Source organism: Actinoplanes sp. NPDC049118 (assembly GCF_040648555.1).
Lineage (GTDB): Bacteria > Actinomycetota > Actinomycetes > Mycobacteriales > Micromonosporaceae > Actinoplanes.
In genome coordinates, this window is record NZ_JBEZDY010000008.1 from 328,568 (window position 1) to 348,944 (window position 20,377).

The window sequence follows — 20,377 nt, forward strand, 5'->3', positions numbered from 1 at the left end:
GTCATGCCCCCTTGGCGGTCCGCGCGCCGGGCGACATCGCGATGAGGGCGGCGGCGGGCTCGGCGTACTCGACGCCGACGATCTTTGCGTCCTCGAAGACGAACGACGTCAGGCTGGCCAGGCCGCACTGGCGGCGGCGCGGGTCGTGCCAGAGGCGCTTCTTCTCCACGTACCGGCGCAGGGTCCAGATCGGCAGCTGGTGTGAGACGCACACGGCCTCGTGTCCCTCGGCGGCGACCCGGGCGGCCTGCACCGCGGCGAACATCCGCTGGGCGATCACCAGGTAGGCCTCGCCCCAGGACGGGGTGATCGGGTCGCGCAGCACCCACCAGTGCCGCGGATTGGTGAACGCGCCGTCGCCGACCGACACCTTCTTGCCCTCGAAGTAGTTCGAGCTCTCGATGAGCCGGGTGTCCGTGGCCGTCTCCAGCCCGAACTGGGCCGCGAAGGGCTCGGCCGTCTCCTGCGCGCGCTCCAGCGGGCTCGCCACCACGTGGGTGACGTCGCGGTCGGCGAGCGCCTCGGTAGCGGCCTTCGCCATCTGCCTGCCCAGCTCCGACAGGTGGAAGTCGGGCAGCCGGCCGTACAGGACCCCGCCCGGGTTGTGGACCTCGCCGTGCCGCAGCACGTGCACCGTGGTCCTCGTCGGCTTGCTCAAGCCTCTCCCCCTGCTGCTGCCGCCGCGCGCGCTGCCGCCGGCAGCGCCGCACCGATCTGCTCCAACGCGGCGTCGTCCAACGCCGTCGACACGAACCATGACTCGAACGCGCTCGGCGGAAGATAGACGCCGCGGGAGAGCATCGCGTGGAAGAACGCCTTGAACGCGGCCACGTTCTGCGTCTTCGCCGAGTCGTAGTCCACGACGTCGACGTCCGCGAAGAAGATCGAGAACATGTTGCCGGCGAAGGACAGCCGGTGCGGGACCCCCGCGGTGTTCAGCGCGTCCGAGGTGAGTGCGCCCACGGTCGCGGAGAGCTCGTCCAGCCGCTTGTACACGGCCTCGTCGGCCAGCCGCAGGCTGGTCAGCCCGGCCGCGCAGGCCAGCGGATTGCCGGAGAGCGTGCCGGCCTGGTAGACCGGCCCGGCGGGAGCCAGGCGGGACATGATCTCGGCGCGGCCGCCGAAGGCCGCGGCGGGCAGACCCCCACCCATGACCTTGCCGTACGTGAAAAGGTCGGCGTCGACGGGCTCGAGGCCGGCCCAGCCGCCCGCGGAGACCCGGAACCCGGTCATCACCTCGTCGACGATCAGCAGCGCCCCGTGCGCGTGCGCGATCTCGGCGAGCCGCCGGTTGAAGCCGTCGCGCGGCGCGATCACGCCCATGTTGCCGGCCGCCGCCTCGGTGATGATCGCGGCGATGTCGTCGTTGTCGCGGAACGCGGCCTCGACGGCGGCGACGTCGTTGTAGGGCACCACGATGGTCTCGCTCGCCGCCGCCCCGGTCACCCCGGGCGAGTCGGGCAGCCCGAGGGTGGCGACGCCGGAACCGGCAGCGGCCAGCAGCGCGTCGACGTGCCCGTGATAGCAGCCGGCGAACTTCACGATCTTGCTGCGCCCGGTGAAGCCCCGGGCCAGGCGGATCGCGGTCATCGTCGCCTCGGTACCCGAACTGACCAGGCGCACCTGCTCCACCGGCGTACGCCGGACGATCTCCTCGGCCAGCTCGACCTCGCCCTCGGTCGGCGTGCCGAAGCTGGTGCCCCGCGCGGCCGCGGACTGCACGGCGGCGACGATCTCCGGGTGGGCGTGCCCGTGGATCAGCGGACCCCAGGAGCAGACCAGGTCCACGTAGCGGCGCCCGTCGGCGTCGACCATCCATGGGCCCTCGCCGAGCGCCATGAACCTGGGCGTCCCGCCCACGGCCTGGAACGCTCGCACGGGTGAATTGACCCCGCCGGGAACGATGGCCTTGGCGCGGTCGAACAGTGCCTGGGAGACCGGGGCCTCGTCCGGGTAGGGACTGCCCGCGGTGCGGTATGAGGTGGTCACGGTGGATCCTATTCTGTCAGCGCCCTCCGGCGACCGCCCTAGCAGCCCCGGAGCCGGGTTGTACAGGTCACGATCGGGGGGCCCGGCGCGCCGCACCTGCTCGTGTCCGACAGGCCGGTTTTCTCCGCTCGCGATAGGCTCATGCGGTGGAGCGACCGGAGCTGTCCATCGCGGTTCAGCGTGCCCCCGACGAGGTTGTCTTCCAACTCGCCGGGGAGATCGACGTGCTCACGGTGGCCAAACTGACGGCGATGGTCAACGAAATCCTCCTCGAGCCGCCGGCCCGCATCACGCTGGATATGGCGGGGGTGACGTTCTGTGATTCACAGGGCCTCGGCACGCTTGTGGTGCTCAGCCGCAAGGCCCAGCATGCCCGCGCGGTGCTCGCCTTGGCCAACGTCGGCGACTTCCTGCTCCGCGTCCTGGACATCACCGGCCTCCGCAGCGCCCTGATGATCTCCTCCTCGGCCGGCCACCTCCGCAGCGACGCCACACCGGGATAAAGCCGCTGACGTCGCCGTCAGAGACGGCACCCGTTCGGCCGCGGGCTCCTGGATCCGGGAAGACGGTGCGGCGTCCAGTCAGTTGCCCCAGCGGGCCTTTTCCAGCAACTCCAGGGCCTCGCCCGCGGCGTCGTCGCCGCCCACGCGCAGCGTCCGGGCCGCCTCGTCCACCAGGTCGGTCAGCCGCTGCCACTGTGCGTCGCGCTCCCGGCTCGCCTCCGCCTGCGCCTTGAGCTGCTGTGTCTTGGTCCACAGCTCGACGAAGACGGACACCTTCGCCCGCAGCACCCACGGGTCGAACGGCTTCGTCAGGTAGTCGACCGCGCCGACCGCGTACCCGCGCAGCGCCAACTGGGCGTCACGGTCCGCCGCGGTCAGGAACAGGATCGGCACGTGCCGGGTGCGTTCGCGGCGCTTGATGTGGCCGGCCGTCTCGAAACCGTCCATGTTGGGCATCTGCGCGTCCAGCAGGATCACCGCGAAGTCGTCGACCAGCAGCTGCTTCAGGGCCGCCTCGCCGCTCTCCACCGCGACCGCCTGCACCGGCAGGCCCTGCAGGATCGCCTCCAGCGCCAGCAGGTTGTCGCGTCGGTCGTCGACCAGTAGGGCCTTGGCTCGCTCAGCCACCCCGTCCAACCTCCCCGCCGCCCTTGACTCGACTAAAGGCCATTCTCGCTCTCCGTCCCGGAGGTATCGGACGCGTTCACCCATCGGGCCATCAGCTCGATCAGCTCGTCGAGGTCGACGGGCTTGGTGATGTAGTCGCTTGCGCCCGCGGCGAGCGCCGACTCACGGTCGCCGGGCATCGCCTTCGCCGTCAGGAACACTACCGGCAGGTCCGCAAAGCGCTGATTGCGGCGGATGCCCCGGGTCGTTTCGTAGCCGTCCTGCTCCGGCATCATCGCGTCCATCAGCACGATGTCGACCTCGGGGTGCTCGGCCAGCAGCCGGACCCCGTCGACGCCGTTGTCGGAGTAGAGCACGTTCAGGCCGTGCATCTCGAGGGCGCTGGTCAGCGCGAAGACGTTGCGGACGTCGTCATCGACGATCAGCACCGTCGCGCCGTCGAGCTGGCGGCTCGCCGGGCTGACCGGGTGACTCTCCGCCTCCGGGTGGGAGGTGATCAGCGGCAGGTCCAGTGAGGTCATCGCCGCGCGGCGCGGCGGCGTCGACGGGGTCGCCGACAGCTGCGGCAGGGCCGGCGCCGGCATCGCGTCGGCGACCAGGGCGTCCGGCATGTAGAGCGTGAAGGTGGAGCCCTCGCCGGGCGCGGAGGAGACCACGATCGTGCCGCCGAGCAGCGCCGCGAACTCGCGGCTGATCGACAGGCCCAGGCCGGTACCGCCGTACTTGCGGCTGGTCGTGCCGTCGGCCTGCTGGAACGCCTCGAAGATCAGGCTGAGCTTCTCGTCCGAGATGCCGATGCCGGTGTCGGTCACCCCGAACGCCACCACCTGGCCGGCCGCGGCCAGGCCCGGGATGTCGAAGTCCAGGTGTTCCGGCGCGGGGTAGATGCTCAGCGTCACCGAGCCCTGGTCGGTGAACTTCACCGCGTTGGAGAGCATGTTGCGCAGGATCTGCTGTAGCCGCTGGGCGTCCGTGACAATCGAGTCGGGCAGGTCCTCCGAGACCTCGACCCGGAACTCGAGGCCCTTCTCCTCGGCCTGCGGGGTGAAGGCCTGCTCGACGTAGCTGCGCACGCCGTCGAAGTCGACCTGGTCCGGTTCGACGTCCATCCGGCCCGCCTCGATCTTGCTGAGGTCCAGGATGTCGTCGATCAGCGACAGCAGGTCCGAGCCGGCACTGTGGATCGTCCGGGCGAACTCGATCTGCTTCTCGGTCAGGTTGTGCTCGGAGTTGTCGGCCAGCAGCCGGGCCAGCAGCAGCAGCGAGTTGAGCGGCGTGCGCAGCTCATGGCTCATGTTCGCCAGGAACTCGGTCTTGTATGCCGACGCCCGGGACAGCTGCTGCGCCTTCTCCTCGAGGCCGAGCCGGGCCAGCTCGATCTCCCGGTTCTTCGTCTCGATGTTCGCCTTCTGCTCGCTGAGCAGCTGCGCCTTGTCCTCCAGCTCGGCGTTGGTGCGCTGCAGCTCCGCCGACTGGTCCTGCATCTCGCGGGCGAGGCGCTGCGACTGCGACAGCAGTTCCTCGGTGCGCCGGTTGGCCTGGATGGTGTTGAGCACGACGCCGATGGTCGCGACCAGCCGTTCGAGGAACGTCAGGTGCAGCCCGGAGAACGCCGCGACCGACGCGAACTCGATCACGCCGAGCATCTCGCCCTCGAAGAGCACCGGCAGGACCACCAGGTCGTTCGGCGGCATCGACATGAGACCCGAACGCATCGTCAGGATGCCGTCGTGTGTCGCGCGGACCCGGATGGTACGGCGGGAGACGGCGGCCTGGCCGACGAGTCCCTCGCCGGGCCCGAAGGTCACCTCGTGGTTGCGGGCGACGTAGCCGTACGAGGCCGTGAGGCGCAGCCGCATGACGGCCTCCTCGTGGTCGACCATGAAGAACGCGCCGAGCTGCGCGTCCACCAGGGGCGTCACCTCGGTCATGATCATCCGACAGACCTCGCCGAGATCACGCTGCCCCTGCAGCAGGCCGCCGATGCGGGCCAGGTTGGAGTCCAGCCAGCCCTGCTCGGCGTTCGTCTTGGTGGTCTCCCGCAGCGTCACGATCATCTGGTTGATGTTGTCCTTGAGCTCCGCCACCTCGCCCTGCGCCTCGACGGCCACGCTCTGGGTCAGGTCGCCGCGGGTCACGGACGTGGACACCTGGGCGATGGCGCGCAGCTGGATGGTCAGCGTGGAGGCGAGCTGGTTGACGTTGTCGGTCAGGTCCCGCCACGTACCGGAGACGCCCTTGACCTCGGCCTGGCCGCCGAGCTTGCCCTCGATGCCGACCTCCCGGCCGACCCGGGTGACCTCGTTCGCGAACGAGGAGAGCTGGTCCACCATCGTGTTGACGGTGTCCTTGAGTTCGAGGATCTCGCCGCGGGCGTCGACGGTGATCTTCTGCGACATGTCGCCCTTCGCGACGGCCGTGGTGACCGAGGCGATGTTGCGGACCTGAGCCGTCAGGTTCGAGGCCATGTAGTTCACGTTGTCGGTCAGGTCGCGCCAGGTGCCGGCCACCCCGCGCACCTGCGCCTGGCCGCCGAGCTTGCCCTCGGAGCCGACCTCGCGGGCCACCCGGGTCACCTCGTCGGCGAACGACGACAGCTGATCGACCATCGTGTTGACGGTCGACTTCAGCTCCAGGATCTCGCCCTGGGCGTCGACCGTGATCTTCTGCGAGAGGTCACCGCGGGCGACCGCGGTGGAGACCTGCGCGATGTTGCGGACCTGTGCGGTCAGGTTGGACGCCATCGAGTTGACGTTGTCGGTCAGGTCGCGCCAGGTGCCGGCCACCCCGCGCACCTGCGCCTGGCCGCCGAGCTTGCCCTCGGTGCCCACCTCGCGGGCCACCCGGGTCACCTCGTCGGCGAACGACGACAGCTGATCGACCATCGTGTTGACGGTCGACTTCAGCTCCAGGATCTCGCCGCGGGCGTCGACCGTGATCTTCTGGCCCAGGTCGCCCTTCGCCACCGCGGTGGTGACGGAGGCGATGTTGCGGACCTGGCTGGTCAGGTTGGAGGCCATGTAGTTGACGTTGTCGGTCAGGTCGCGCCACGTACCGGAGACGCCCTTGACCTCGGCCTGGCCGCCGAGCTTGCCCTCGGAGCCGACCTCGCGGGCCACCCGGGTCACCTCGTCGGCGAACGACGACAGCTGGTCCACCATCGTGTTCATGGTGTTCTTCAGCTCGGCGATCTCGCCGCGCGCGTCGACCGTGATCTTCTGCGACAGGTCGCCCTTCGCGACCGCGGTGGAGACCTGGGAGATGTTGCGGACCTGGTCGGTGAGGTTGGCGGCGAGCTGGTTGACGTTCTCGGTGAGGTCGCGCCAGGTGCCGGAGACGCCGCGGACCTGCGCCTGACCGCCCAGCCGGCCCTCGGTGCCCACCTCGCGGGCCACCCGGGTCACCTCGTCGGCGAACGAGGAGAGCTGGTCCACCATCGTGTTGACGGTGTCCTTCAGCTCGAGTATCTCGCCCTGCGCGGCCACTGTGATCTTCTGCGACAGGTCGCCCTTCGCCACCGCGGTGGATACCTGGGCGATGTTGCGGACCTGGCTGGTCAGGTTGGACGCCATCGAGTTCACCGAGTCGGTGAGGTCCTTCCAGGTGCCCGCCACATTCGGCACGTCGGCCTGGCCGCCGAGCTTGCCCTCGGTGCCGACCTCACGGGCCACCCGGGTCACCTGCTCGGCGAAGAGCCGCAGGGTGTCGGTCACGCCGTTCATCGTGTCGGCCAGCTCGGCGACCTCGCCGCGCGCGGAGACCGTGATCTTCTGCGACAGGTCGCCGCGTGCCATCGCGGTGGCGACCTGTGAGATGGATCGGACCTGGTGGGTCAGGTTGGAAGCCATCGTGTTGACGGAGTCGGTGAGGTCCTTCCACGTGCCGGCGACGCCGCGGACGTCGGCCTGGCCGCCCAGCTCACCCTGCGTGCCCACCTCGCGCGCCACCCGGGTCACCTCGTCGGCGAACGAGGACAGCTGATCGACCATGGTGTTGACGACGCGGCCGATCCGGAGGAATTCACCCCTGAGTGGTCGCCCGTCCATCTCCAGCGCCATGTGCTGCGACAGGTCACCGTCCGCGACGGCGACGATGACCCGGGAGATCTCGGTGGTCGGCCGGCCCAGGTCGTCGATCAGTGAGTTGACCGATCGGGCGCTGTCCGCCCACGCGCCGTCGAGGCCCTCCTCGTCCAGTCGCTCGGTCAGCCGGCCGTCGCGTCCCACGATGCGGCTGATCCGGCGCACCTCCAGGTTCTGCCGCTCCTGGAGCGACACGACCTCGTTGAACGCGTCCGCGACCTCGCCGGCAATCCCGCCGCGCCGAGGCAGGCGCACCTTGAGATCGCCGCGCCGGACGCGGCTCAGAGCCTCGGCCAGTTCGCCCAGTACGGCGGTCTCGTCCGGCGCGCCGACATTGACCGGTTTGGTCGCAGTCATGCTGTCCTCACTCGCTGTCCAACGGTTGGGGCGCTCCATCATCCCTCCTACCGGTGGGTCAAAGCGAGGTGCGCCTTTGTGCATCCACCCGTCGGCGGGAGAGGATGCAGGCGTGTCGGTGGAGGCGGGACATGCTTCGAGCGCGCTCGTGCGCCGCGTCCGCCTGCCCAACGACCGGCGTACGCCCGCCGCGGCGCGCGCCCTGGTCCGCACGGTGCTCGAAGAGGCCGGGCTGGACGCCCTGGTCAACGAGGCGTTGCTGCTGACGACCGAGCTCTCCACGAACGCGGTCGTGCACGCCGGCACCGAGCTGGACATCGAGGTCGAGGCCGACCAGGGCGGGCTCACCGTCACGGTCACCGACTTCGCCCCGGGCCCGGTCGAACAGCTCGCCGTTGGCCCGCGCAACGACAAGACGGAGATCGGCGAGGTAGCGGAGCGTGGCCGTGGGCTCCTGCTCGTCGACCACTTCGCGAGCCGCTGGGGCACCGTGCACGAGGGCACCGGCAAGGGCGTCTGGTTCCGGCTGGTGCGTAAAGGCCCACCCGGCGCCGAACTCGTCGCCGCCGAGGGCGAGGCCAGGCCGACCGTCGGCGAGCTGACCACCCTGCTGCAGATCGGACCCGAGCGGCATACCGATGACGGCCTCGCCGAGTTCGCCACCGAGTTGCTGTCCCGGCTGGCCCGGCTCACCGGCGCGACGGGCGGCGTCGTCAGGCTGGACCACGGCGACGGCGGCGGCCGGCAGCTGCTGGCCCGGCACGGCCGCGCACCCCGCGACGACGCCGAGACGATCCGGGTGCCGCTGACCGTGCAACGCCCGTACTCGGGCGAGCTCGAGCTGGACGCCTCACCCGCCGGCTACGCGCAGCCGCTGGCGACCATCGTCGCCGAACGCTTCTCGCTGCACCTGGAGAACGACCGGCTGCGCCGCGCCGACCTGCGCCGGCAGACCTGGCTGACGTTCCTCGCCGAGGCAAGCGAGCTGCTCGCGCAGTCCCTCGACGTCAACCTGACGATGGCGCTGATCCCGCAGCTGGTGGTGCCGCGGCTGGGCCAGTGGTGCGCGGTGCACACCACGGACGCCTGGGGCCGGCTCCAGCTCGCCGCGGCCACCCACGCCGACGAGGCCGCGGTGCCGCAGTTGCACGCCGCGCTCGCCGAGACCGGCCCGGACTCGATCCTGGCCCGGCTCGAGGAGGCGTCCCGGCTGGGCCAGCAGGCCATGTTCGGCACGCCGCCCGAGGGATTCGCCGTGCCGCTGGTCGCGCGCGGACAGCGGCTCGGCACGCTCGCGGTCGGCCGGCACCTGCGGCACCGGCACGACGGGGACGAGGTCGCCGTCCTGGAGGACGTCGCCCGGCGTGCGGCGCTGGCCATCGACAACGCGCGGATCCACGACGAACGGCGCAAGGTCGCCCGTACGCTGCAGGCCTCGCTGCTGCCGCCGGCCCTGCCGCACGTACCGGGCATCGGCTTCGCCGCCGAGTACGTCCCGACGGGCTCCGAGGTCGGCGGCGACTTCTACGACGTCGTCGCGGCCGGCGACGACAGCTGGCTCGTCGTCGTGGGCGACGTGTCCGGCAAGGGCGTCCAGGCCGCGACGGTGACCGGCCTGGTCCGTGACGTGATCCGGATCCTGGTCGACGACGGCAAGCCGATGACGGAGATCCTCTGCCGGGTCAACCGCACGCTGGTGCAGCGCGGCGGCGGGCGCTACTGCACGCTGGCGATGGCCTCGGTGGCCCGGGCGGGCGACAACCTGGAGGTCTGCCTGCACCTGGCCGGCCACGACCGCGCCGTCCTGGTGCGCGCGGACGGCAAGACGTCCTTCGTCGGCGAGGGCGGTACGGCGCTCGGCCTGCTCGAGACGATCACCTCGCCGGACGCGCCGGTGACGCTGTACCCGGGCGACTCGCTGATCTTCTACACCGACGGCGTCACCGAACGCCGCCGCGGCCGCGAGTTGTTCGGCACCGGCCGCCTGCGCGACGCCGCGGCACCCCTCGCGGGCTACCCGGCGGACGTGATGGCGGCCCGGCTGCGCTCGACCACGATCAACTTCTCGGTCGAGGAGCCCCGCGACGACATCGCCATCCTGGTTCTTCGCAACGACGCCTGATTCTGTCGTACCGCCGGAGGAAGCTGGTCATCGTGCCGAAGACGCAGTTCTACACCGCGACCACGATCGACGGATTCATCGCCGACGAGAACAACTCGCTGGACTGGCTCTTCGCGGCCGACAGCGATCCCGGCAGCAATCCGTTCACGGCGTTCTTCGCCGAGGTCGGCGCGTTCGCGATGGGCGCGACGACCTACGAGTGGGTGATGGAGCACGACCGGCTCGATCAGCAGCCGATCAAGTGGGCCGACTACTACGGCGACGTGCCGGCCTGGGTCTTCACGCACCGCACGCTGCCGCCGGTTCCCGGCGCCGACCTGACCTTCGTGCAGGGTGACGTCCGCCCGGTGCACGCGGCGATGGCCTCGGCGGCCAAGGGCAAGAACATCTGGCTGGTGGGCGGGGGCGAGCTCGCGGGATCGTTCGCGGACGCGGGCCTGCTCGACGAGATCATCCTCGGGGTGGCGCCGGTGGCGCTTGGTGCGGGGGCGCCGCTGCTGCCGCGGCGGATGGAGTCGTCGCGGCTGACGCTGACCGGGGTCGAGCGGCGCGGCCAGTTCGCCTATCTGACCTACGCGGTGGGCGCACCCGGCTAGGTGGCGGAATTCTCCTTTTTGTCGGCTAGGCCGTGGCATCGTGACTGATGTGGCAATGACGCAGTACTACACGGCGGCCAGCGTCGACGGCTTTACCGCTGATCTGGACAATTCGCTCAGCTGGCTGTTCGAGGTCGACGAGGGCACGGACAACCCGTTCGGCGCCTTCTTCTCCAACGTCGGCGCGTTCGCGATGGGCGCGACCACCTACGAGTGGGTGCTGCAGAACGACAACGTCATGGCCGAGCCCGACAACTGGCACGAGATGTACGGCGACGTTCCGTGCTGGGTCTTCACCCACCGCGAACTGCCGCTGGTACCTAACGCCAACATCTTCATGGTCAGCGGCGACGTGCGGCGCGTGCACGAGGCGATGGTCGTGGCCGCGCAGGGCCGCAACGTCTGGCTCGCCGGCGGTGGCGACCTGGTGGCCGAGTTCTCGGACGCCGGCCTGCTCGACGAGATCATCCTGGCCATCGCCCCGGTCCTGCTGGGCGACGGCATTCCGCTGCTGCCGCGGCGCCTGACCTCGCAGCAGCTGGCGCTGACCCACGTCGCCCAGATGGGCGCGTTCGCATACCTCACCTACGCGGTGGGCTCCATTGCGCAGCTGGGTCGCCACATGGCCGCGGACGCCACCTCCCGCGAAATACGCATTCCGCTGCCCGACCGGCTCGGCTAGAACAGATCACGGCGGCCGGCCATGTCTATGTTCGTGCTGATCGGCGACGGCGCCGTGATCACCACGCACCTGCCGCCCCGGGCCAGCAGCACCCCGCGCACCGCGTCCAATATCCCCTCCACCCGCTCGGCGGTCAGCGTTCCCGGCAGGACCGCGTGCACGGTGCCGCGTCCCGCCGAACCGCGGACCGGAACTCCCTCGCCGGTCGCGTCGCGCAGTGCGTAGACCGCCGCGTGCAGGTCCGCGATCGCGACCGTGATCCGCAGCGCCACGTCCTCGCGGCCGAACGGGTAACGGCCCCACCACCTCGGCGCCGTGGGTGAGACCGTCGCCGTGTCGCCCAGCGCCTTCGCCACCTGTTCCGCCCGACCGGCCACGTCGGCTGCGCCGCCCTCCAGCAGCACGGCCACCGACCCCGGCGGCTGGCCGGTCGTCCGGCCGCCGCCGGCCGGGGTCGGCAGGTCGACCTCGATCGCGCTCGGCTCGGCCCGCTGCCCCAGCGCCTCCTCGACCAGGTGGTGCACCTGCAGCGGCGTCGACACCGGCACCAGCACCCAGCGGCGGGCCGCCGGCAAGGGTCGCAGCCGCATCCGCGCCGACAGGATCACGCCGTCCACCTCGGCGATGCCCGGCCTGCCCTCCTCGCCGTCCGACTCGCCGGCCACGCCGTCGCGGTCGACATAGGTGATCCGGTCGACCTGGGCCGCCGGGGTGCCGAAGCCGTGGCGCAGCGGGCCCGACTCGTTGACCGCGAGCATGCCGCCGATCGTCGCGCTCTCCGACGGCGGATCCACCGCCAGGCGCTGGCCGCTCAGGGCCAGGGCCGCCTGCACGGCCCGGACCGGCGTGCCGGATCCGATCTCCGCCGTCGGGCCGTCCGGGTGGTGGTCCCAGACGCCGTCCAGCCTCCCCGTGTCCAGCACCATGTCGATGCCGTGCGGCGGCGCACCCCAGTCGATTTTGGATCCGGAGCCGCGCGGAACGACGGCCAGGCCGCGCTCGGCGGCCAGGCGCAGCGTGTCCATCGCCGCGTGCGTCGTGGCCGGCGCCGCAACGAAGCTGGCCAGGTGGCCGGCGACCATGTCGGCCGCGCCCGCCTCCCGGGCGAAGTCCGGACCGCAGATGTCGATCAGCGCGCGGAGCAGGGGCTCCCGGCCGGGTAGAGCAGTCACCATCAGCTACCCCTCACCTGGTTGCACCCCTGAAGATCGTCCACTCTGGCATATCGTACACATGTTCGAATGGCCTGGGGAGAGCCGTATGTCCGGGCGATGATCGGTGACCGCCCGGTAACGTGGTTCAGCGTGACCACCGACATACCCACGACCCCGCCCGCGGTCCGTCAGGCGCCCTCCGAGCGCACCTTCCACGGCGACGCCGTCACCGACGAATTCGCCTGGCTCGCCAAGAAGGACGACCCGGAGACGATCGCATACCTGGAGGCGGAGAACGCCTGGACCGAGGCGGCCACCGCACACCTGGCCACCCTGCGGTCCACGGTCTTCGACGAGATCAAGGGCCGCACCCAGGAGACGGACCTGTCGGTGCCGAGCCGCAAGGGCGGCTACTGGTATTACACCCGCACGGTCGAGGGCAAGCAGTACGGCATCCAGTGCCGCGTCGCGGCCGCACCCGGCGACGTCGACCCGCCGGCCACCGGCGACGGCACGCCGCTGCCCGGCGAGGAGGTGCTGCTCGACGGCAACGAACTCGCCGAGGGCAAGGACTTCTTCGCGCTCGGCACCTTCGACGTGGCCCCGCGGGGCGACCGGCTGGCGTACTCGGTGGACTTCGACGGCGACGAGCGGTTCACGCTCAAGGTCAAGGACCTGCGCACCGGCGAGGTGCTGGCCGACGAGGTGCCGGACACCTTTTACGGCAGCGCCTGGTCGGCGGACGGCTCGACGCTCTTCTACACCACCGTCGACGACGCGTGGCGCCCCAGCAAGGTGTGGCGGCACGAGATCGGCCGGCCCGCCGCGGACGACGTCATGGTCTACGAGGAGACCGACGAGCGCTTCTGGGTCGGCGTCGAGCTGAGCCGCAGCGAGAAGTTCCTCGTCATCGACTCCAACAGCAAGGTCACCAGCGAGGTCCGGGTCATCGACGCCGCGGCGCCGACGGCCGAGCCGGCGCTGATCCGCGAGCGGGTGCAGGGCGTCGAGTATTCGATCGAGCACCACGGGCACCGCTTCCTGATCCTGCACAACGAGAACGCCGAGGACTTCGCCGTCGCGTACACGTCGGTGGACAATCCCGGCGACTGGGTCGAGCTGATCCCGCACCAGCAGGGCACCCGGCTCGAGTCCATCGACGCGTTCCTGCGGCACATCGTCATCTCGCAGCGCCGCGACGGGCTCACCGGCCTGCGGGTGATGGCCGACGGCAGCACCGACAGCTACGACATGGAGTTCCCGGAGCCGATCTACAGCGTCGGCCTCGCCGGGAACCCGGCGTACGACACGAACATCGTGCGGATCAGCTACACCTCGATGGTCACGCCGGACTCGGTATACGACGTAAACCTGATCACCCGGGCGATGGTGCTGCGCAAGCAGAAGCCGGTGCTCGGCGAGTTCGACCCGGGGAACTACGAGCAGTTCCGCGAGTGGGCGACCGCCGCCGACGGCACGCGGGTGCCGATCTCCGTCGTCGCGCGCAAGGGCACCCCGCGCAACCGCACCGCGCCGCTGCTGCTGTACGGCTACGGCTCGTACGAGCTCAGCATGGACCCGTACTTCTCCATCCCCCGCCTCTCGCTGCTGGACCGCGGCGTCGTCTACGCCATCGCGCACATCCGCGGCGGCGGCGAGATGGGCCGGCGCTGGTACGAAGACGGCAAGATGCTCACGAAGAAGAACACGTTCACCGACTTCGTGGCCGCGGCCGAGGCGCTGGTGGCGGGGGCGTGGACGGCGCCGGACCGGCTGGTCGCCCGCGGCGGCTCGGCCGGCGGACTGCTCATGGGCGCGGTCGCGAACATCGCACCGGAGGCGTTCGCGGGCATCGTCGCGCAGGTGCCGTTCGTCGACCCGCTGACGTCCATCCTGGACCCGTCGCTGCCGCTGACGGTCACGGAGTGGGAGGAGTGGGGCAACCCGCTCGAGAACGCCGACGTGTACGCGTACATGAAGTCGTACAGCCCGTACGAGAACATCTCGAAGCAGAAGTACCCCGCGATCCTCGCCGTGTCCGGCCTGAACGACACCCGCGTGCTCTACCACGAGCCGGCCAAGTGGATCGCGCGGCTGCGCTCGGTGGCACCCGACGGCTCGTACCTGCTCAAGACCGAGATGGGCGCCGGACACGGCGGCCCGAGCGGCCGTTACGACTCCTGGAAAGAGGAGGCGTTCGTGATCGCCTGGATCCTCGACCGGGTCGGCCTGGCCTGAGGTTTCGTGGCCCGGCCGGTCCGGCCGGGCCACGAGCCCTAGACGGTCCGCAGCTCGTCGAGGTCGGTGCTTCGGCGCAGGAAGAACAGGCCGACACCGACCACCAGCGTCATGAGCACGAAGGCGGCGCCGCCGAGCGCGAGCAGGTCGCCGAAGGGCACGGGCACCTGCATCGTCACCACGGGATCCATCTGCCAGTACGGCGAGTTCGGGTCGGCGCACTGTGCTTCGGTGCCGGCGCAGCTTCCGCCGCCGCCGGCGGTGACCTCCGTTCCCGTGCCCCGCAGCAGGCTCAGCCCGACCGTGAGCGCCGCCAGAATGGCCGGCACCACGGGCGCGAGCGTCTGCCAGGCGATGGATTCGCCCAGGACCCGGCGGGGGACGCCCGCCGCCACCAGCGCCGCGTAGGTCCGGCGCCGGGACACGATGCCCTCGCCGAGCGCGACCATGATCCCGGCCGCCGCGACGATCAGCCCGGCGACGACGGCGAGCCCGGCCAGGGCCGCGGAGTTCAGATAGAAGTCGGTGGTCCCGCCGAAGCCGGCATTGCCACCGCCCAGCCGGTTGGCTTCGTCGGTGGCGGCGAACTGGGTGATCATGTAGGCCCGGTAGCCGAGCACCCCGGCGCCGACGACCAGCGCGGCGAGCAGGGCCGACAGGGTGCGGCTGCCGTTCCACGGATCGGCCATGAGCTGCCGGCCCGCCAGCAGGGTCGCCGGCCGGCGGCCGAAGCGGTGCAGGAGACGGCCTGCGGTGTAGCTGAGCCAGCCGGTGCCGACGATGACGCCGACGACGGCGAGCAGCACCAGTGCGAAGCCGGCGGCGACCGACAGGTCGGCGCCGATCCGGTTGCCGGCGCGGACCACGAGGCGGCCGAGCGGCCGGATGACGAACGGCGCGAACACCCCGATGATGATCAGCACACCGGGCCAGAGGCGCGGCGGCTTCGACCGGGTGCGGCGCACCACCCCGAGCGGTGTGATGATGACCCGGCGCAGCAGGAACGCGCCGATCAGCCCGGCCAGCAGCGGCACCAGCAGCAGCACCAGCGCGAAGGCGAGCGGGGACGGCAGTACGTCGGTGGGCAGCAACAGCAGGCCGAATTCGCTGCGGACGTCGAGCAGCAGCCGCAGCACCAGGAAGGCGCCGGTGCCGAGGACCGAACCGAGCAGCGCCGCGGCCGCGGTCTCCCCGGCCGCCACGAGGACGGCCTGCCCGGGGGTCGCGCCGGCCAGCCGCATGGCGGCGAGCCGGCGGTCGCGGGCGGGGCTGCCGAAGCGGATGCTCTGCCCGGCCAGGAACAGCACCGGCACGGCCAGCAGCAACAGGGTGGCCACCACGCCGGGCCGCAGGCCGGGATCGGTGATGAGCTGGCTGCCGTACTGCTGGTTCCAGGCGTTGGAGCCTTCGTCAGGGTCGCCCAGTTCGGGCACCGCGACCACGGCCGCGGCGGAGAGCAGCACCACGGCGGCCAGCGCGGAACTGACCGCGGTGAAGGCCATCCGGAGCACGTCGGTGCGGCCTCCCGCGACCGCCAGGCGGGCCAGCGTCGACGGCCTCATGAGCCGATTCCCAGGCCGAGGCCGGTCGGGTCGAGCACGCCGTCGCGGAGGGCGATCTCGCGGTCCGCGTACGCGGCGATCTTCGGCTCGTGGGTGACCAGGACGACGGAGGTGCCCTGCTCGCGGGCGACGTGCACGATCTCGGTCAGCACCTGTTCGCCGGTGAGCACGTCCAGCGCGCCGGTCGGCTCGTCGGCGAAGAGCACCTTGGGCTCGGTGACCAGGGCCCGGGCCACGGCGCAGCGCTGCTGCTCGCCGCCGGACATCCTGCCGGGAAGCTGGTCGGCGAGGTCGCCGACGCCGAAGCGGCCGAGCCACAGCGTCGCGGACTTCCGCGCCTCCCGCCGCCCCGAGCCGGCGAGAAGCAGCGGGAGTGCGACGTTCTCGGCCGCGGTCAGTTCGGGCACCAGCTGGCCGAACTGGAACAGCACGCCGAACTCCGTACGCCGTAGGCGGGAGCGGGCCGACTCGCTCCACAGCCCGATGTCCTGGTCGCGGAAGCGCACCTCGCCGGCGTCGACCTTGAGGATCCCGGCCAGGCAGTGCAGGAGGGTCGACTTGCCGCACCCGCTGGGGCCCGTCACCGCGACGATCTCGCCCTCGCCGATCTCGATGTCGATGCCCCGCAGCGCCGGCGTGGGCCCGTAGGAGCGGTGCAGCCCGGTTCCCGTGAGTAGTGCGTTCATGCGTTCACCTCTCGGTGCAGGTCGGCGACGCGCAGCAGCGTGGTCTGCAGCCAGGTCAGGTCCGCGTCCAGGTGGGCGATGGCGTAGTCGGCGGCGACGACGTCCCCGGCGGACGAGTCGCCGGATGTCTTGACCGCGGTCAGCTCCCGCAGCCGGGTGGTGTGCGCGGCGCGCTGGGCGATGAGGTAGTCGGTCGCGGCGGAGGCGCCGGAGGCGAGCAGGCTGACGATGACCTTGGCGAAGAGGTCACTCGCCACGTACTGCGCCGGCGGCTCGACGGCGGCCAGCCATTCGGCGAGCTTGTCGCGGCCGGCGTCGGTGAGCGCGTACGAAGTTCGCTCGGGCCCGCCCTCCTGGTCCTGGCCGGACTGCTCGACGAGCCCGTCCCGCTCGAGGCGCCCGAGCGTGGCATAGACCTGTCCGTACGCGAGCGGCTTCGCCCTGGGCAGGCGTTCGTCGTGCGCCCGCTTGAGCTCGTAACCGTGCTGCGGGCCGGCGGAGAGCAGCCCGAGCAGTACGTGCGACGTTGACATGGCAACCACTATTCACTGAGTGAATAGTGCCGTCAAGCCCTCCGCGCCACCGGCCCCTTCATTACTTGCCATGGGCCAACTAAAATCTCCCGCGCACAACCCTGCTCCCCTTCTGCACACCCTTCCCGGCGTGGAGTAGCGTTCGTGACATAACTGGAGGTCCTGAATGTCCCTGACGGTACAAACGGAACAGCGCGGCGACATGGTCGTCGTGTCGGTCGCCGGTGAGCTCGACATGGCCACCGCACCACAGCTTCAGGACCAGATCAGCGACCTGCTGGAAAAGGGGCGCACGCGGCTGGTCTTCGACCTCGCCGAGGTGTCTTTCTGCGACTCCACCGGGCTGTCGGTCTTCGTGCGGGCGAAGAACAGCACCGACGACGCCGGCGGCGTCGTGCGCCTCGCCGCACCGCAGCGCGGGGTGCTGCGCATCCTCGAGGTCAGCGGGCTGGTCGAGGTGCTGCACACCTATCCGTCCGTGGACGAGGCCGTGACGGCCGAGGAGCCCGCGCTCGACTGAGCGCCACCCGTCATTTTCGCATGTGATCCGATCGGCGTAGTTTGTCGCTGACCGGCTGCGGGAAACCCTCTGCCCGCAAACCCCCTCGGCTCACGCGCAGGAGTGACTCTTGTCCATGGTCAAAGGCTTCAAAGACTTCATCATGCGGGGCAACGTCGTCGACCTCGCGGTCGGCATCGTCATCGGCGCCGCCTTCACCTCCGTCGTCACCTCGTTCACCAACGCCTTCCTGAAGCCGCTCATCCAGCTGATGGGGGGCAACAGCGGCGCCACCGCCGGCGTCTGGATGGTCGGCAAGGTCGAGTTCCAGTGGGCCGCCTTCATCAACTCGGTCATCACCTTCCTGCTGACCGCCGCGGTCCTCTACTTCCTCGTGGTCTACCCGCTCAACCGCCTCGCCGAGCGCCGCCGGCGCGGCGAGGAGCCGCCGCCCGCGGCGCCCAGCGAGGAGATCCGGCTGCTCACCGAGATCCGCGACGCGCTGGTTCAGCAGCGGGTCTCGCCGGGCGCGGCCAACGACATCCTCGGCCGACACCAGCAGCAGGACCCGCCGCGGCGCTGACTTCGAAAAGATCAACCCCGCCCGGCACTGTTCGAACAGATGTTCGATACAGTGCCGGGATGGAGCAGCGTAAGCACTGGTGGAACGGCAGATGGGGACACGTCGCGCGCAAGGACGTCTACCTGCGTACCAGCGGCGACCAGTGGTATGTCGAGCAGCGGGCCGGCGGCGCTGACGGCGTTTCGCACTTCTTCGAGTACGACAGCGAGGACGCCGCGCTCGACATGGTCCGCGCGCTGCTGGTCGGCCCGGACGAGTGGCGCGAGCTGTCGGTCCGCCCGCCCTCCCGCTGAGGCCGCCCGCGCAGCGGGCTAGGCGGCTCGGCGCTCGCCGCCCGGCGGGACCGCCGCGGAGGCGGTGAGCGGGCCGCGCGGCACGAGGCGGAGCCCGGGCAGCGCCGGCTCGCCGGCCTCGTCCTCCTCGACGAAGTGCCAGCCGCTGCCGCCCGCCGCCCGGTCGCCGGGCGGGCGGGCCGACTCGCCGGTGACCCGCGACAGCGCCACGACGATCAGGTATCCGAGGATCACGAAGCCGTGGCTGACCAGCCGCTCGCCGTCGACCCGGGCCGCCGACAGGTCGTTGACCGAGAGCAGCAGCAACATCCCCACGAACGCGGTCAGCATCGGGACCAGGCCGGTGGGCCGACTGCGGCGCAGGGCGATGAAGAGGAAGCCGGCACCGACGGCCACGTTCCAGGCCGCCGACTCGTGCCACAGGTGGCCGGGGGTCGCGTCCAGGCCGGTGTGCACGTGCAGGCTGCTCGCACCGCCGCCGACCTGCGCCAGCCCGAGGATGAGCTGCACGGCGCCGACCGCGGCCAGCGCGACGTAGAGCGGTCCGGCGCTGAGCAGGCGGCGCCGCCGGCGCTCGGGGGCGGCCGGCAGGGCCGCGATGATGGCGGCGCTGAGGTCGGGCACGTCCGTGACGAGACCGGTACGGGTCAGCCGGTTGACCGTGGCCGCCCGCTCGAACCATTCCCGGCAGCCCGCACACCCGGCCAGATGCCCATCGACCCGGGCCCGATCGGCCGGATCGTCCTCGCCGTCCAGTTGTGCAGACAGCATCTCGCGCCACCGCTCACACGCCATACCCTCATAGTCGCCCGCCGGGGTGCGTTGGTTCCCGCGCGGTCAGTGCAGATCGGGGCGCTGCACGCTGGGGCCGCCGAGCTGGCCGCCGGAACCGCCCATCAGGCGCTTACGCTCCCGGAACGCCCGCAGGTTCGCCGTGTTGCCGCAGGTGCTGACGTCGTGCCAGACCCCGCTGTTGTTGCGGGACGTGTCGAAGAACGCCGCCCGGCAGTCGACGTTGTGGCAGAGCTTGAGCCGGGGCCAGAGACCGGCCTGCTGGGCGAGCAGGGCCTCCGCCCACAGCGCGGAGGCCAGCCAGCGGGTGCCGCGGCCGCTGGGCACCATCCGAACCCAGCCGTCGGCGTCGGGCACCAGGCTGACCGGCACGTCGGCCGGGGGCAGCGCGCCGTCGGGCTCGTGATTGCGGCCTCCGGCGAGGATGACCCCCTCGAACGTCGTGCGCAGCCGGCGCAGCGAGCGCATGTCGGTCGACGACAGCAGGATGACGGGCGCGGGCAGGCCGGCGACCCGGGACCAGGTGCCGAGCGCGTCGGTCAGCCACCGCTGTGCGTCGTCGGGGTCACCCAGCAGGTCCGGGGCGTATGACATGGACGCCCGCGTGTTCAGCAGATCCTGCAGAAGGGCGAGGCCGGCGGGCGCCTCGCGTACGCCGTGCCGGGCACTTGCCTTCCATGACATAGGCGAAGGGTACTTGATTCTTTTTCACACCAGCATCCACCGGTCGCCCGATCGGCGGGGCGGGTCGCCGTCCACGCAGCGTCTCGGGGTGCTGACGCGCTGTTGATCATGGAATCATCGGCACTTAAATTAACTATTAGTGTTCTTAACCTTGTGGCATGAGGCATCGATGACTGAGGATGTGAGGCAGCGGCGCCGCCCCCACCGCCCCCATCCCCAAGGGACATTCCGTGGCTCGAAAACTGCTCAGGCGCGCCCTCGTGGCCGCGCTCGGAATCCTCACCGCCGGCGCCGTCGGCACCGCCGTCGCCACCGAAGCCGCCGCGGCCGCCCCGTTCAAGGTCCTGGCGTTCTACAACGGGACCTGGGACGCCGCACACATCGACTTCGACTCC

At 70.9% G+C, this 20,377-nt stretch carries 18 protein-coding genes; 8 read left to right on the forward strand and 10 right to left on the reverse strand.

The window, feature by feature from the left end:
- Position 1: 1 nt before the first annotated feature.
- Together AB0B58_RS15470 and hemL are read right to left on the reverse strand one after the other, a co-directional pair.
- Positions 2-658, reverse strand: coding sequence for a histidine phosphatase family protein (locus AB0B58_RS15470; RefSeq protein ID WP_360223623.1), 657 nt, complete (start codon positions 656-658; stop codon positions 2-4).
- On the reverse strand, positions 655-1,989 hold the full coding sequence (gene hemL, locus AB0B58_RS15475; RefSeq protein WP_360223625.1) for a glutamate-1-semialdehyde 2,1-aminomutase: 1,335 nt from the start codon (positions 1,987-1,989) through the stop codon (positions 655-657). Before hemL ends, AB0B58_RS15470 begins: the two co-directional genes overlap by 4 nt.
- Before the next feature lie 146 nt (positions 1,990-2,135).
- On the opposite strand from hemL, the gene AB0B58_RS15480 reads away from it, so the two are divergent.
- Positions 2,136-2,492: an STAS domain-containing protein gene (locus tag AB0B58_RS15480; protein ID WP_360223627.1), complete on the forward strand. Its 357-nt coding sequence runs from the start codon at positions 2,136-2,138 to the stop codon at positions 2,490-2,492.
- A 78-nt stretch (positions 2,493-2,570) separates the two neighbouring features.
- Here the strand turns inward: AB0B58_RS15480 and AB0B58_RS15485 are convergent, their stop codons facing one another.
- Together AB0B58_RS15485 and AB0B58_RS15490 are read right to left on the reverse strand one after the other, a co-directional pair.
- A complete protein-coding gene (locus AB0B58_RS15485) occupies positions 2,571-3,119 on the reverse strand; it encodes a response regulator (protein WP_354724580.1) in 549 nt (182 codons plus the stop codon).
- A gap of 32 nt (positions 3,120-3,151) precedes the next feature.
- Positions 3,152-7,558 carry a HAMP domain-containing protein gene (locus AB0B58_RS15490; protein WP_360223630.1) on the reverse strand — a complete coding sequence of 1,469 codons (4,407 nt, stop codon included), beginning with the start codon at positions 7,556-7,558 and terminating at the stop codon, positions 3,152-3,154.
- 112 nt (positions 7,559-7,670) lie between these two features.
- Here AB0B58_RS15490 and AB0B58_RS15495 point away from each other — a divergent pair, with 112 nt between their 5' ends.
- Genes AB0B58_RS15495 through AB0B58_RS15505 form a run of 3 tightly spaced genes read left to right on the forward strand, consistent with a single transcriptional unit; the run spans position 7,671 to position 10,958 of the window.
- The gene (locus AB0B58_RS15495) at positions 7,671-9,680 is read left to right on the forward strand and encodes a SpoIIE family protein phosphatase (protein WP_360223632.1); all 2,010 of its coding nucleotides are present in this window, start codon (positions 7,671-7,673) and stop codon (positions 9,678-9,680) included.
- 32 nt (positions 9,681-9,712) lie between these two features.
- Positions 9,713-10,276, forward strand: a complete 564-nt coding sequence (locus AB0B58_RS15500) for a dihydrofolate reductase family protein (RefSeq protein ID WP_360223634.1) — start codon at positions 9,713-9,715, stop codon at positions 10,274-10,276.
- Between the two features lie 49 nt (positions 10,277-10,325).
- Positions 10,326-10,958 carry a dihydrofolate reductase family protein gene (locus tag AB0B58_RS15505; RefSeq protein WP_360223636.1) on the forward strand — a complete coding sequence of 211 codons (633 nt, stop codon included), beginning with the start codon at positions 10,326-10,328 and terminating at the stop codon, positions 10,956-10,958.
- Here AB0B58_RS15505 and AB0B58_RS15510 read toward each other — a convergent pair.
- Positions 10,955-12,133 carry an FAD-binding oxidoreductase gene (locus AB0B58_RS15510; RefSeq protein ID WP_360223638.1) on the reverse strand — a complete coding sequence of 393 codons (1,179 nt, stop codon included), beginning with the start codon at positions 12,131-12,133 and terminating at the stop codon, positions 10,955-10,957. The two genes, AB0B58_RS15505 and AB0B58_RS15510, sit on opposite strands and share 4 nt — an antisense overlap.
- A 129-nt stretch (positions 12,134-12,262) precedes the next feature.
- On the opposite strand from AB0B58_RS15510, the gene AB0B58_RS15515 reads away from it, so the two are divergent.
- Positions 12,263-14,350 carry a S9 family peptidase gene (locus tag AB0B58_RS15515; protein WP_360223640.1) on the forward strand — a complete coding sequence of 696 codons (2,088 nt, stop codon included), beginning with the start codon at positions 12,263-12,265 and terminating at the stop codon, positions 14,348-14,350.
- A gap of 38 nt (positions 14,351-14,388) precedes the next feature.
- Here the strand turns inward: AB0B58_RS15515 and AB0B58_RS15520 are convergent, their stop codons facing one another.
- From AB0B58_RS15520 to AB0B58_RS15530, 3 genes are read right to left on the reverse strand one after another with little or no spacing between them, the layout of a single operon-like run.
- Entirely contained in the window at positions 14,389-15,912 is a 1,524-nt protein-coding gene (locus AB0B58_RS15520) for an FtsX-like permease family protein (protein WP_360223642.1), read from the reverse strand.
- Positions 15,909-16,598 (reverse strand): ABC transporter ATP-binding protein, encoded by a 690-nt coding sequence (locus tag AB0B58_RS15525; RefSeq protein ID WP_360223644.1) that lies wholly within the window; start codon positions 16,596-16,598, stop codon positions 15,909-15,911. Before AB0B58_RS15525 ends, AB0B58_RS15520 begins: the two co-directional genes overlap by 4 nt.
- Entirely contained in the window at positions 16,595-17,131 is a 537-nt protein-coding gene (locus tag AB0B58_RS15530; protein ID WP_360223646.1) for a PadR family transcriptional regulator, read from the reverse strand. Before AB0B58_RS15530 ends, AB0B58_RS15525 begins: the two co-directional genes overlap by 4 nt.
- Before the next feature lie 166 nt (positions 17,132-17,297).
- Here AB0B58_RS15530 and AB0B58_RS15535 point away from each other — a divergent pair, with 166 nt between their 5' ends.
- The 3 genes from AB0B58_RS15535 (at position 17,298) to AB0B58_RS15545 (ending at position 18,506) form a co-directional block, all read left to right on the forward strand.
- A complete protein-coding gene (locus AB0B58_RS15535; protein WP_360223648.1) occupies positions 17,298-17,651 on the forward strand; it encodes an STAS domain-containing protein in 354 nt (117 codons plus the stop codon).
- A gap of 115 nt (positions 17,652-17,766) precedes the next feature.
- Entirely contained in the window at positions 17,767-18,213 is a 447-nt protein-coding gene (mscL, locus tag AB0B58_RS15540; RefSeq protein ID WP_360223688.1) for a large conductance mechanosensitive channel protein MscL, read from the forward strand.
- 59 nt (positions 18,214-18,272) lie between these two features.
- On the forward strand, positions 18,273-18,506 hold the full coding sequence (locus tag AB0B58_RS15545) for a hypothetical protein (RefSeq protein ID WP_354719150.1): 234 nt from the start codon (positions 18,273-18,275) through the stop codon (positions 18,504-18,506).
- A gap of 18 nt (positions 18,507-18,524) precedes the next feature.
- Here the strand turns inward: AB0B58_RS15545 and AB0B58_RS15550 are convergent, their stop codons facing one another.
- On the reverse strand, positions 18,525-19,301 hold the full coding sequence (locus tag AB0B58_RS15550) for a zf-HC2 domain-containing protein (RefSeq protein ID WP_360223651.1): 777 nt from the start codon (positions 19,299-19,301) through the stop codon (positions 18,525-18,527).
- Between the two features lie 42 nt (positions 19,302-19,343).
- Entirely contained in the window at positions 19,344-19,982 is a 639-nt protein-coding gene (locus tag AB0B58_RS15555) for a CGNR zinc finger domain-containing protein (RefSeq protein WP_360223652.1), read from the reverse strand.
- Positions 19,983-20,377: the final 395 nt, after the last annotated feature.

Bases quoted from the DNA above. Each gene is read 5' to 3' on its own strand.
- AB0B58_RS15525 (WP_360223644.1), bottom strand. From the start codon at position 16,598: ATGAACGCACTACTCACGGGAACCGGGCTGCACCGCTCCTACGGGCCC.
- AB0B58_RS15490 (WP_360223630.1), bottom strand. From the start codon at position 7,558: ATGACTGCGACCAAACCGGTCAATGTCGGCGCGCCGGACGAGACCGCC.
- AB0B58_RS15545 (WP_354719150.1), top strand. From the start codon at position 18,273: ATGGAGCAGCGTAAGCACTGGTGGAACGGCAGATGGGGACACGTCGCG.
- AB0B58_RS15550 (WP_360223651.1), bottom strand. From the start codon at position 19,301: ATGGCGTGTGAGCGGTGGCGCGAGATGCTGTCTGCACAACTGGACGGC.
- mscL (WP_360223688.1), top strand. From the start codon at position 17,767: ATGGTCAAAGGCTTCAAAGACTTCATCATGCGGGGCAACGTCGTCGAC.
- AB0B58_RS15510 (WP_360223638.1), bottom strand. From the start codon at position 12,133: ATGGTGACTGCTCTACCCGGCCGGGAGCCCCTGCTCCGCGCGCTGATC.
- AB0B58_RS15535 (WP_360223648.1), top strand. From the start codon at position 17,298: ATGTCCCTGACGGTACAAACGGAACAGCGCGGCGACATGGTCGTCGTG.
- AB0B58_RS15520 (WP_360223642.1), bottom strand. From the start codon at position 15,912: ATGAGGCCGTCGACGCTGGCCCGCCTGGCGGTCGCGGGAGGCCGCACC.
- AB0B58_RS15555 (WP_360223652.1), bottom strand. From the start codon at position 19,982: ATGTCATGGAAGGCAAGTGCCCGGCACGGCGTACGCGAGGCGCCCGCC.
- AB0B58_RS15530 (WP_360223646.1), bottom strand. From the start codon at position 17,131: ATGTCAACGTCGCACGTACTGCTCGGGCTGCTCTCCGCCGGCCCGCAG.